General features: G+C 31.7%; 11 protein-coding genes. 4 read left to right on the top strand and 7 right to left on the bottom strand.

Annotation, left to right across the window (positions count from 1 at the left end):
- Positions 1-69: 69 nt before the first annotated feature.
- Entirely contained in the window at positions 70-1,065 is a 996-nt protein-coding gene (locus tag ACY3IT_RS03425; RefSeq protein ID WP_463083390.1) for a sugar-binding protein, read from the bottom strand.
- A 420-nt stretch (positions 1,066-1,485) separates the two neighbouring features.
- On the opposite strand from ACY3IT_RS03425, the gene ACY3IT_RS03420 reads away from it, so the two are divergent.
- The 3 genes from ACY3IT_RS03420 to ACY3IT_RS03410 are packed head-to-tail and all read left to right on the top strand — an operon-like array spanning position 1,486 to position 4,828.
- Positions 1,486-3,666, top strand: a complete 2,181-nt coding sequence (locus ACY3IT_RS03420; protein ID WP_463083389.1) for an alpha-galactosidase — start codon at positions 1,486-1,488, stop codon at positions 3,664-3,666.
- 17 nt (positions 3,667-3,683) lie between these two features.
- Complete coding sequence (locus tag ACY3IT_RS03415; RefSeq protein WP_463083388.1) at positions 3,684-3,884, top strand: MoaD/ThiS family protein; 201 nt, start codon at positions 3,684-3,686, stop codon at positions 3,882-3,884.
- Positions 3,884-4,828, top strand: coding sequence for a PP-loop family protein (locus tag ACY3IT_RS03410; protein WP_463083387.1), 945 nt, complete (start codon positions 3,884-3,886; stop codon positions 4,826-4,828). Before ACY3IT_RS03415 ends, ACY3IT_RS03410 begins: the two co-directional genes overlap by 1 nt.
- Here ACY3IT_RS03410 and ACY3IT_RS03405 read toward each other — a convergent pair.
- Entirely contained in the window at positions 4,812-5,231 is a 420-nt protein-coding gene (locus ACY3IT_RS03405; RefSeq protein ID WP_463083386.1) for a M67 family metallopeptidase, read from the bottom strand. The two genes, ACY3IT_RS03410 and ACY3IT_RS03405, sit on opposite strands and share 17 nt — an antisense overlap.
- The gene (locus ACY3IT_RS03400; protein ID WP_463083385.1) at positions 5,232-6,173 is read right to left on the bottom strand and encodes a radical SAM protein; all 942 of its coding nucleotides are present in this window, start codon (positions 6,171-6,173) and stop codon (positions 5,232-5,234) included. It abuts the gene before it with no gap.
- 365 nt (positions 6,174-6,538) lie between these two features.
- Between ACY3IT_RS03400 and ACY3IT_RS03395 the strand changes: the two genes are divergently transcribed.
- A complete protein-coding gene (locus ACY3IT_RS03395) occupies positions 6,539-8,026 on the top strand; it encodes an alpha-amylase family glycosyl hydrolase (RefSeq protein ID WP_463083384.1) in 1,488 nt (495 codons plus the stop codon).
- Here ACY3IT_RS03395 and ACY3IT_RS03390 read toward each other — a convergent pair.
- The 4 genes from ACY3IT_RS03390 to ACY3IT_RS03375 all read right to left on the bottom strand — a co-directional run bounded on the left by ACY3IT_RS03390 (position 7,988) and on the right by ACY3IT_RS03375 (position 12,844).
- A complete protein-coding gene (locus ACY3IT_RS03390) occupies positions 7,988-8,968 on the bottom strand; it encodes an N-acetylglucosamine kinase (RefSeq protein ID WP_463083383.1) in 981 nt (326 codons plus the stop codon). The genes ACY3IT_RS03395 and ACY3IT_RS03390 overlap by 39 nt on opposite strands.
- A 10-nt stretch (positions 8,969-8,978) precedes the next feature.
- Positions 8,979-10,229 carry a 6-phospho-beta-glucosidase gene (locus ACY3IT_RS03385; RefSeq protein ID WP_463083382.1) on the bottom strand — a complete coding sequence of 417 codons (1,251 nt, stop codon included), beginning with the start codon at positions 10,227-10,229 and terminating at the stop codon, positions 8,979-8,981.
- 90 nt (positions 10,230-10,319) lie between these two features.
- A complete protein-coding gene (locus tag ACY3IT_RS03380; RefSeq protein WP_463083381.1) occupies positions 10,320-11,174 on the bottom strand; it encodes a 2-oxoacid:ferredoxin oxidoreductase subunit beta in 855 nt (284 codons plus the stop codon).
- Positions 11,171-12,844 (bottom strand): 2-oxoacid:acceptor oxidoreductase subunit alpha, encoded by a 1,674-nt coding sequence (locus ACY3IT_RS03375; RefSeq protein WP_463083380.1) that lies wholly within the window; start codon positions 12,842-12,844, stop codon positions 11,171-11,173. Before ACY3IT_RS03375 ends, ACY3IT_RS03380 begins: the two co-directional genes overlap by 4 nt.
- Positions 12,845-12,870 lie beyond the last annotated feature (26 nt).

Below are 12,870 nucleotides of genomic sequence, written 5' to 3'. Positions count from 1 at the left end.
AATAGGGGGTACAAAGAATATCTTTGTACCCCCACTCTTTATTAATCTAAAAAACTAACTCACTTTTTATTAAAATGCAGGTGGAAGTGGAGTTTTGAAATCTTTCAATAGCCATGCTCTTATCATCGCATCTACATTCTTTTTAGTAACAATATCAAAACCAGTATCTATCCATTCAGGGAATTTTTCGTTATTTACAACTTTTCTATAAAGGATATCTATAGCATCATAACCCCATCCCCAATATTTTTGACCAACAAGACCTACAAGATATCCCTCTTTCAAAAGTTGTAACTCTACTGGTAATGTGTCAAAAGCAACAGTAAATACTTTCTTTGCCTTTGCAGCTTTTTCCCAAAGTGGCATAGATCCTCTCTCTGCAAAGAGAGGCCAAAGTCCTACAAAGAACCATCCCTTTAACTTAGGATATTTCTGCATAGTCTCTTCTACTACTTGAACTCCCCTATTAATGTCATCATAACATGCTACAGTAGTTACTATCTTAATCTTAGGATATTTCTTTATTTCATCTCTAAATCCTCTCATTCTCTCTTCCAAATTAAGAGCACCAGGTACTCCAGTAAGCATCGCCACATCTCCACTTGTTCCCATAGCTTTAACTAATAATTTTGCTGCCCATTTTCCACCCTCATAATTGTTTACACCAAGGTAAGTAAATCTCTTACTCTCTGGCGAATCAGCATCAAAGGTCATAACAGGTATACCTGCTTCTACCGCTTTATTAATGACATCTATTAATGCTGTGGGATCATTACAAGAAATAGCTATTCCATCCACTTTCCTTGCTACAACATCTTCCACTACTCTTGCTTGTTCTGTAGCATCAGATGCTACAGAAGCCACATAAAGAATTTCTACCTTATATGGCCCCTTCTTTGAAAGTTCCTCTGCTCTCTTGAAAGCACCATCTCTTCCAAGTTCAAAAACCGGATTGTTTAATGCCTTTGGAATCCATGCAAAAACAAGTTTTTTAGGAGTTTGAGCCGTTGTAGCCATTAAAAGAAATACAAAAACAATAAACACAATCATCAACAACCTCTTCATATAAAGCACCCCCTATTAATAATATTTTGTGAACAAAATATACAAAAGGAAAACGTTTACCCTACATTAGATTTTTATCTACCCTCTTATATCCTCTCTCATCCCCTTCCCATATAATTATTTTCAGAAAACATTATAACATCAGTCTAATAATTTTTCAATTTAAATTAAAAATCGATATAGTAAAGAATAGGCAATTTGATAAGACTTCATTTTGGTACTTCATTTTATAAACATCATGCGTTAACTTTTCCTGTTATACCTTTAGTAGATTTATTAAGAACTACAGTTTTTAAAATATACTCTCTTTTTCCATAAAAGAATTTACCTCCCCTACCATTAGGGATAATTCAACTAATGTTTTGTATCATTTATATCCTTTTTATGCTATATTTATTAAAAAAATCGTGAGGTGATAATATGCCTATAATATACGATGAGAATAACAAAATCTTTCATCTAATTTCTGGAAATTCCAGTTATATAATGAAAAATTTTAAGAACAAATATTTAGTCCACTTATATTGGGGAAAAAAATTAAATCATTCAGACTTTTCTGAAGCTTTTATAACTTCTCCCTTTGGAGCAAATCCTGATCCTAATGATAAAACTTACACTTTAGATAGAATGCTATTAGAATATCCAGCCTATGGAAATTCAGATTTTAGACATCCTGCATATCAAATAGAACAAGAAGATGGATCAAGAATTACAAACCTTATATTTAAAGATTACAAGATTTATAAAGGAAAACCAAAGCTTCAAGGACTACCAGCAACTTATGTGGAAGACGAAAATGAAGCAGAAACCCTTGAAATAGAGCTCATAGATGATCTTATTAATCTAAGAGTTATTCTCCTATATACAGCATTTAGAGACTACAATGTTATTACAAGAAGTGCTAAGTTTATAAATGATGGGAATCAAAAATTAAAAATATTAAGAGCTTTAAGTACTTGTGTAGATTTTGATCACTGTAAGTTTGACCTTTTACATCTTTGGGGATCATGGGCAAGAGAAAGATATATAGAAAGAACTCCTTTAATGCAGGGTATAAAGACCATTGAAAGTTCACGAGGAGAAAGCTCTCACCAACATAATCCATTTATTGCTCTACTTTCTAAAGACGCAGATGAAAAACACGGAGACGTATATGGCTTTAGTCTAGTATATAGTGGAAACTTTTCAGCTAATATAGAAGTAGATCAATTTAATACTACAAGAGTAACCATGGGGATAAATCCATTTGAATTTACTTGGATATTAAAAAAAGGAGAGACCTTTCAAACACCAGAAGTAGTAATGGTCTATTCTTCTGAAGGTTTGGGAGAAATGTCAAGAACCTATCATAGGCTATATCGTAAAAGACTTTGTAGAGGTGAATATAGAGACAAAAGAAGACCTATTCTTGTGAATACATGGGAAGCAGTTTATTTCAATATTAATGAAGATAAACTCTTAGCTCTTGCTCAAAAGGCAAAAGAGTTAGGAATAGAACTTTTTGTCTTAGATGATGGATGGTTTGGCAAAAGGGATGATGACACTAGCTCTCTTGGGGATTGGTATGTGGATAGAAGAAAATTACCAAACGGGCTTGATGGTCTTAGTAAAAAATTAAATGAAATGGGGTTAAAATTTGGACTATGGTTTGAACCAGAAATGGTTTCACCAAACAGTGAGCTTTATAAAAAACATCCTGATTGGTGCATACAAGTCCAAGGAAGGACATTATCTCAATGTAGAAATCAGTATGTTCTCGACATAACACGAGAAGAAGTAAGAAAGGAAATTCTTAAAATGATGAAGGAAATTATAAGAAACACCCCTATTGAATATATAAAATGGGATATGAATAGACCTCTAACAGAAGTAGGCTCTCTTGCCCTTCCTCCAGAAAAACAAAAAGAAGTATTTCATAGATATGTTTTAGCATTATACGAAATGATGGAAGAGTTAACAGCAGAATTTCCACATATTCTTTTTGAAGGTTGTTCAGGTGGAGGAGGAAGATTTGATCCTGGAATCCTATATTATATGCCTCAAATATGGACTAGTGATAATACTGATGCTATAGAAAGATTAAAGATTCAGTGGGGAACAAGTATTGTGTATCCTGCATCCACTATGGGTGCCCACGTGTCTGCGGTACCTAATCACCAAGTTGGGAGAATTACACCTCTTAAGACAAGAGGATATGTAGCAATGTCAGGTGTTTTTGGATATGAAATGGACCTTACTAAATTAACAAAGGAAGAGGAAGAAATAATAAAAGATCAAATAGAATTCTATAAAAAGATATGGCATATAGTTTTTGAAGGAGATCTATATAGATTAATAAGCCCATTCGAAGAAAATGCTGCGTCTTGGATGTTTGTTACTCCGGATAAAAAAGAGGCCTTTGTAATATATGTAAATATCTTAGCTTTTCCTAATCCACCCTTTTTAAAGCTCAAATTGGACGGACTTGATCCTAACAAAATATATAAAATAGAGGGAACCAATAGAGAATTTTATGGTGATGAATTAATGAATATAGGAATTAATATACCCCCAATGAAAGATTTTGAATCTTTTGCATTCATACTAAAATCAAAAGAATAAAGGAGGATAAACCTAATATGAAAGTAATATTTAGAAGAGAAAATGAAATAAAAGAAATAAAAGGAAATTACAAAGTAAATGAAATACTTAAAATTTTAAATATAAATCCAGAAACCGTCATTGTAGTAAAGGGAGATGAAATTGTTACACCTGACAAATTAATAAAAGATGATGAAGAAATAGAAATCATACCCGTTATATCTGGAGGAAGTATATAATGAAATGCATAAAATGCAAAAATGAAGCAAACATATACATAAGGCGCCATAATAGTGCCTTCTGTAAAGATCATTTTATTGAATATGTATTTCATCAAACAGAAAAGGCAATAAAGCAATATAAAATGTTTACCCAAGAGGAAAAAATTTTAGTTGCCGTCTCAGGAGGAAAGGATAGTTTAGCTTTATGGGATATTCTTATATCCTTAGGATATAAAGCAGATGGCATGTATATAGATCTTGGTATCGGCGAATATTCTGAAAAATCTAAAGAAAAGGTTAAAAAATACGCCAATACCAAAGATCAAAAATTACATATAATTTCTCTAAAAGAGATTTATGGGATCGGAATTGAAGAAATAGCCAAAAGAAATAAAAAAGTCCCCTGCTCTACTTGTGGAGTAATTAAAAGATATATAATGAATTTAACTGCAAGAGAATTAGGTTATAGTGTAATAACCACTGGCCATAATTTAGATGATGAGGCTGCTACACTTCTTGGTAATATCCTACACTGGCAAATAGATTATTTAGAGGTCCAAGAACCTATTCATAAAGAGGAGAAATATTTTGTAAGAAAAGTAAAACCTCTATACAGACTAACAGAAATGGAAACATCTTCGTACTGCTTAATAAAAAAGATAGATTACATAATAGATGAATGCCCTATGTCTTATGATGCAAGATCTCTTATGTTTAAAGAAGTCCTTAATATATTAGAAAACAAATCTCCTGGGACAAAAGAACATTTTTATTATGGATTTTTAGAAAAGGGTATTAAATATATCAAAAGCCAAGAAAAAAAATTAGAATTAAAAAATTGTCAAATCTGTGGAGAACCTACAACTAAGGATATATGTGTATTCTGTAAGCAAATGGAAAAAGCCCACCTAAATTCCTTAGATATAAAAAATGCCATAAAAAGGATTAAATTACAACAATAGTTATTTCATTAAGTATACTATTATTCCTAATATAGCCTTTTATATCTAAGGATAAGTTATCCTTTAATTTAATAGCTAATATCAAATAAAAAATATCCTTCAACATATGATTAATATCATCCAGAGAGGGCTCTACCCCCTTCTCTGGATGGGAATGATAAACTCCTAACATTTTTAAGCCATTTTTCTCAATATCTCTAAATACATAAAGCTCATCTAAGGGATCTATTAAATAGCTATTATAAGGTGATAAAGAAGCATTCTTGACTTTATAAACCTTCTCAATGATAAATTTTTCCTCCTTTGTATTTCCCCCAAAAATACCACAAGCTTCTTTTGGATACTCATCAATAGCATGATTAATTACAAACTTTAACTGATCTTTTTTTAAGATTATTCTCATCTATTTACCCATTGCAGTCAAAACATTAGGACAATAAGGATCAGGCTTTCTCAAATCCCCATTAATTATCCAAGATCTCGCATAACAGCCACCCCCACAAAAATCCAATATCTCACAATTGTAACAATAATTAGTTCTCTCCTTAAGTTCTTTATATAAAGGATTCTTTAATATATCATTGATTGCCTCTTTCAATGATTTTGTCCTAATTTCTGCTATAGGAATATCAATAACATCACAAATTAATATATCTCCTGTAGGTGCAAGATCAATAAAATCAAAAGCATGACATTTATCCACATAAATATTTTGAGGAAGGTCTAAAAGTTTAAGAAAAGGGGCACACCAAATATTTATTTTATAGTTTTCTTCCATTGCTTTAACGGATAATTCCTTTATGCTCTCTAATATTCTTGAGGAATCAAGATAAATATGAGATTTCTTAGCCTCACCTGAAGGGATAACAGGAATAATACAGAGTTCCTTAGCAAGATTTTTCTTTGCAAAATCTACCATGTTAGGTAAATCTTTATAATTAAATGTGGAAACCGAAAAAATTACGGAATAAGGTATATCCAAATTGTTAAGTATTTCTAATTTTTTTAATAAAATATCAAAGGTTCCTTTTCCCCTCAATTTTTCATAAATTTCTTTATCACTTCCATCAACAGACACATAAAGATAGACATCATTTTCTTTTATAAATTTCGCTTTTTCATAGTCTAAAAGAAGGAGATTTGTATTTATGGAGACATTTAAATCTAAGTTCTTAGCCTCAACAATGTAATCAAATAATTCGGGGATTAAGAGAGTCTCTCCTCCTGTAAAATCAATATGAGTAAAATTTAATTTTTTTGCTTCTCCTATTAATTTTAATACTCTTTCTTTTGATATTTTTTTCTCCCAATTTCTAGCATGTACATAACAATGTGGACAATTCAAATTACATTTAATATCTAAAATCCAAATTATTTCAGTAAAGAAGATATCAACCTCCCTTTTTAAGATTTAAATTATTTTATTTTTTGAGTATTTAAAGTTTACAATCTTAAAAAAAATTTGTCAAAAAATTGGAATCAATTTTTAAAAAATGAATTTTTAAAAGAACTATAAATCTCAGCTTAAATAAATATTAAGAAAACAATAATGTAACTAATACCATGACCATTTGACATAGAAAATTAATTTGTGATAATCTTTATCCCAAGAAGCGTAGGGTAGGTAAAAAGCCCGGGCGAGTGTAAACAATACGCTCTCCGGGCTTCTAAAATTTATCTTTATTAACACATGTTAATGAGGAGGAAAACATGAATAAAAAATTGAAATTTATTATAATCTTTTTATTTATTACCCTTTTATTTTTATTTTATGCCCATGGATATAATTTACCTTGGTACAAAAATGCAACTTTTTATGAGATTTTCGTTAGATCTTTTGCAGATAGTGATGGTGATAAAGTGGGAGATTTAAAAGGATTAACTAATAAATTAGATTATCTAAAAGAACTTAATATAGATGGCATATGGTTAATGCCCATATTTATGTCTGTAAGTTATCATGGATACGATGTAACTGACTTTTATGACATTCATCCAGCATATGGAAATATGGAAGATTTTGAAGAATTAATTAAAGAAGCCCATAGAAAAAAGATAAAAATAATTCTTGATTTAGTTGTAAATCACACCTCATCCCGACATCCTTGGTTCATAAGTGCATCAAACTCTTATACTTCCCTATACAGAGATTATTATATTTGGAACAATACAAAACCAACTCAGAACTCCAATTTTTGGTATTATAAAAATACGGGTTATTACTATGCCTTCTTTTGGTCTGAAATGCCTGATCTAAACTTTGATAATACAAAGGTTAGAGAAGAAATCAAAAAGATAGCTAAATATTGGCTCGAAAAAGGTGTAGATGGATTTAGACTTGACGCTGTAAAGCATATATATGATGACGATAATAAAAACATATTATGGTGGAAAGAGTTTTATGATTATTTAAAAAAAATCAAACCAGATGTATATCTTGTGGGAGAAGTCTGGGACAACGAATATGTAATAGCAGAATATTATAAGTCACTTCCTTCGCTTTTTAACTTTCCCCTTTCAGACAAAATTATGAGTTCAGTAGCAAATCAAAGAGATTTAGGAATATGCGATTTTTTAGATATGGAAAGAGAAATGTTTAAAGAAAATTATTCCGATTTTACTGATGCTACCTTCTTAAGAAATCATGATCAGGTTAGAGTAAGAACATCTTTTGGGGGGAGTATTGATAAAAGTCTACTTGCAGGTTCCATATACCTAACTCTTCCTGGAACTCCCTTTATATATTATGGTGAAGAAATAGGGATGGAAGGAGCAAAACCAGACGAATACATAAGAGAACCTTTTAAATGGACAGATCAAATGAATTCCAAAGAACAAACCTACTGGATAAAGCCTAAATATAATATTCCTAACAATGGCATATCCTATACTACAGAAAAAGAGGATAAGAATAGTATATTAAACCATTATAAACTACTCCTTAAACTAAGGAAAGAATATAAAGCTTTATCCTTGGGAGAAATGAAAAAAATTAATCTAAATGATAAAAGTTTATTGGCATACCTAAGAGAAATAGATAATGAAGAAATATTAGTAATACATAATCTTAATAGGGTAGAAAAGATGATAAGTCTAAACTTTACTTTTAAGAATATTCTCTATTCAAGAAACACTAACATAAAAGATAATAAAATAATATTAGGTCCCTTTAGCAGTATCATAATCGAAGTTCAATAATTTTTCCCAGATTTTACTATCTACCATATAACCTGCTTTTTCATAAGCAATTAAGGCAGCTCCTACCGCTGGAGGTATTCTAAGAGGTACAACCTTACTTTTTTCTGCGAACATTTTCATCTTGGAATGAATATACTCAGGAAGCCAACTTGCTCCCTTATATATACTTCCGGCTAAAACAACTGGTGTTTCATCTTCTAATAAATCTAATTTTTGCATCAAATTATAAGCAGAAATTACAGTTTCATCTACTATTTTCTCTACAATTCTCCTTGCCACTTTATCTCCCTTTCTCACACACTCAAAAAGTAAAGGAGCAAGTCCTAAAACCTTATGATATTCCTCAGAGTTATAATATAATCTTTTGGCAAGTTCATTATAGTCCTTTGCAGAAAAATACTTCAGTACTTCACTTTCAAGGAGGGTTTTCTCCCCTCTACCATCATAAGATCTAAAAGCGTAGAATAACATCTCTTGTACTACAGATGAAGCACCTCCCCAATCTCCAAAAACATAGCCTTCCCCAAAATATCTATATGATCTTCCATCCTTTGATCTTCCATATCCATTATTGCCAGTACCCATTATTATGATTACACCCCAGAACTCCATATTCCCAGCCCTTAAAGCAATGGGGGCATCATTTTCAATAACTAAATCCTTAGCTATGTTTAAGGATCTTGCATCTTTCTCCAACATCTCAAAATCCTCTGGGAAATCTGCACCTGCAAGCCCAAAACATGCAAAATCAAATATAATATCCCCTATTTTTTCTTTAGCCTTATCTATAGCTAACATCCAATTTTTCTTTGCCCTTTCAATACCTATACCCTCATAATTTCCAGGGCCAGATCTACCAAAGCCTACAATTTCTCCTTTTTCATTTAAAATAATAGCCTCTGTTTTTGTACCTCCAGCATCTAAACCAAGAAAGTATCTCATATATTACTCCTTAACTTAATTTTGGGAAATATTCTTTATTTTCCTCTATTAATCTATTAAGAACTTTTTCCGCAAGAGTAAATGAAGAGATTAATGGATGTTGTGCAAGAGCAAAAACAGCCTTTTTATACGAACCTTCCATAGCAGACTCTATTGTCAATCTCTCATATACTTTTACAGCCTGTATGATTCCTTTTACTTCGAGAGGTAAATTACCTATAATATACCTTTGAAACATATCATGTTTTACGTAAACCGGTATCTCCACCACTGAATCATCCGGAAGATCTCTTATAGCCCCATTATTCATAACGTTTATTATCTGAAACCCATCTTTCATACCTAAAAGATGCATAATCAGATTAACAGCAGATATTGAATAATATGCTCCCCCTCTTTTGGAAAGTTCCACTGGTTTATTATCTACCTTAGGGTCACTATATATTTTTAATAACTCTTCTTCTACTTTCATCACTTCTTCTGCTCTTTTTGGTTTATGTTTTAACTCTTCAACTTTTTCCTCTCTAAAAAAGTAATATCTGAGATAATAATTGGGGAATAAACCTAAAATGTCTATAATTCTTTTTTCCTCTTCCGACAATTTTTCTTTTGCCTTATCTAATAAATATTGAGTTTTATCTTCTCCCTTTATAAATATTCTTCTTACAAAACTCAAATGATTAAGACCAAAATAGTCTAAAAAGACCTCTTCTAAGCTTACACCTGATAAATCAGCAAAAAATTTTTGAAAATTTATAGGCACATTACATAAACCTATAGCCTTTACTTTAGTATATCTGAGAAGCATTTCTGTGATTATTCCGGAAGGATTAGTAAAATTAATAAACCAAGCATTAGGAGCATATCTTTCTACCTTTTTTGCTATATCATAAACCACTGGTATAGTTCTAAGAGCATTTGCAAATCCGCCTGCCCCAGTAGTCTCTTGTCCTAAAAGATTAAATTCTAAAGGAATAGTTTCATCTAAGAGTCGCGATTTATTACCTCCAACCCTTATTTGATTTATTATAAAATCAGCTCCCTCTAAATTTTCTTCCAAATTTGTACTTTTTAAAAATTCTATTTCAGCTCCAGCTTTTCTGGCCATCCTTAATAGAAAATCATATACAATATTTAATCTTTCAGTATTAATATCAATAAGAACAATTTTTAAAGGATGAACCTCTTGCCAAATATTTAAAAACCCTTCAATTAATTCTGGAGCATATGTACTACCTCCACCAATAACTACTACTTTCATTTTGGAATACCTCCAAGAATTATTTTGTTTCTTCTAATTATAACATACTTTATGGTTTTGTAAACCATGTTTACTATTTTATTACATTCTTTACATAAATTTTTTTACTATTTTATCAAACATATCATTAGGATCTCTCTTCTTTTTATATAGAGGTTCGCCTTGTAATTGAGGAATAACCTCTTCAAAGGTTGGTCTCTCTTTTTTATAAATAACTCCTATAGGTATCCTTTCACTCCATTCAAGAGATTTCTCAAAAGCCAAGTGTATATCTGAAGGATCATAATCTGGACCAAGTTTATATACTCTTTCTTTATACCATTGAAAAGTATTTACCTTATTAAAAGTTACACATGGTTGAAGAATATCTAATAGAGCAAACCCATTGTGAAGTATAGCAAGTTTCATCATTTCTGTAAGATGATCTGGATCTCCAGAAAAGGACCTTGCTGCAAAAGATGCACCACTTGCAATAGCTAAGGATATGGGATTCAAGGACGGATAAGGTACCCCCAACGGCTGAACCTTAGTCTTCATTCCCATATCGCTTGTGGGTGATGCCTGACCTTTTGTTAGACCGTATATTTGGTTATTATGTACAAAAACTTTTATATTTAAATTTCTTCTCATATTATGAATCAAATGATTACCTCCTTCTCCATAGGTATTTCCATCTCCTGATTCACATATCACAAGAAGCTCTTTATTAGCTATCTTAGCTCCACAGGCTACTGGTATATCTCTTCCATGAAGTCCATTAAAGAGGTTGCATTTAAAATAGTGAGGCGCTTTTGCAGCTTGACCAATACCAGAAACCATTAGTAATCTATAAGGTGGAATCTCAAGTTCTGCCAATGCTCTTTTTATACAATTCAAAATAGACCAGTTTCCACATCCTGGACACCATGCAGGTATTTGATTATTATCAAAGTCCTCTATTCTCATCCCATTATCTCCCTCACTCCCTCCATAATTTCTTCTACAAAAAATGGCATACCATTATATTTAACAATACCTCTATCTACTTTTATGCATAATTCTTTTCTTATTAAAGCAGCTAATTGTCCTTCATAATTTCCTTCTATGGTATATAGTTTTTTATCTTTAAAATCATTAAGAATTTTTGTTGGTAAAGGGTAGACATCAGAAAAATGTAAATGTCCTATCTCATATCCTTCCTTCAACAAATTAGAAATAGCTTCTCTTATTACCCCGTATGTTGATCCCCAACCGATAAAAACTACCTTGGACTTATCTACACCAAAATAAACAGGTTCTTCCACATCTCTCATAATAGCTAATTTCTTTCTCAACCTCTTTTCTACCATCTTTTTTCTTATATTTAAATCTTCTGTAATATGTCCCTCTTCATCATGTTCATCACTATCAGTAATCACAAAACCCTCAAATTCTCCTGGGATAGCCAAAGGAGAAATTCCATCCTCAGTAATCTTATGCCTTAAATAGTTTTTATCTCCCAATATCCTATAATTCTTAATCCCAGGAACATGAAGACCATCTATAACAGCCTTAGAATCAATAAGATACTGATCAGTAAGAATAATAGATGGCACCTGATATTTTTCAGCTATCTCAAAAGCCTTTATAGTTTTATAATAAGCATCCTTCTGATCTCTTGGTGCAGTGACATATTTGGGAAATTCTCCATGACCCGCATGAATAACAAAATTAAGATCAGCTTGTTCTGTTCTTGTAGGAAGACCTGTAGCTGGTCCAGGACGTTGAGCTACATGAATAACCACAGGAGTTTCTGTCATACCAGCCAAGCTCAAGCCCTCCACCATTAAAGCAAATCCTCCTCCAGAGGTGGTTACCATAGATCTTGCTCCTGCAAAAAAACCTCCAACTGCCATATTTATTGCAGCGATTTCATCTTCAGCTTGTTCTACTACAATATCAAAATCAATTTCATGTTCTGCTAAAAAATTCATTACTGCAGTACCTGGAGTCATAGGATAAGAAGCAAGGAATTTACAACCTGCTACAATAGCACCAAATCCTACAGCCTCTCCTCCATTTATTATTAATCTTCCTTCTCTTTCTCTTTTTGGAAATTCTCCACATCTTCTATTTATATTCAATGCATAAATATATCCTGCCTCTAATGCTTTAATGTTCATATCTATGTATTCATCTTTAAAGGATTCAGAAATCACTTTTTTCATCTCTTCTAAGTCACCAGATACTAATCCCAAAAGAACCCCACAAATAACAGTATTTTCTACTAACTTCGTCTTAGCTACCTCTTGGGCAATTTTTCTAACTGGGACTTTATACATCCCATCAAAACTAAAATCTCCTTTTATATTTTCATCACAAATAATATGTCCACCTTTTTTAACATGTCCCTTATGAAGCTCAATAGTTTCACTATTTAAGGCAACAAGAATATCTATTTTCTCACTATCTATAGCATAAATAGGATTATCCGAAATTCTTATTAAGCTATAATTATGGCCACCTCTTATGCGGGATTGATAACTTTCAATAGTAAAAATAAAATAGCCTATTCGGTAAAAAAATTTAGAAAGGATATTAGATATGGTTTGTATTCCTTGGCCAGCCTCTCCCCCTATTAATATTTTACAATCCATTTTTTCTCTACCCCTTTTTTGTAATT

This window comes from Dictyoglomus sp. GBS, assembly GCF_055179815.1.
Note: the sequence above shows the minus strand (reverse complement) of the source record. Positions and strands in the feature narration are given on the sequence as shown.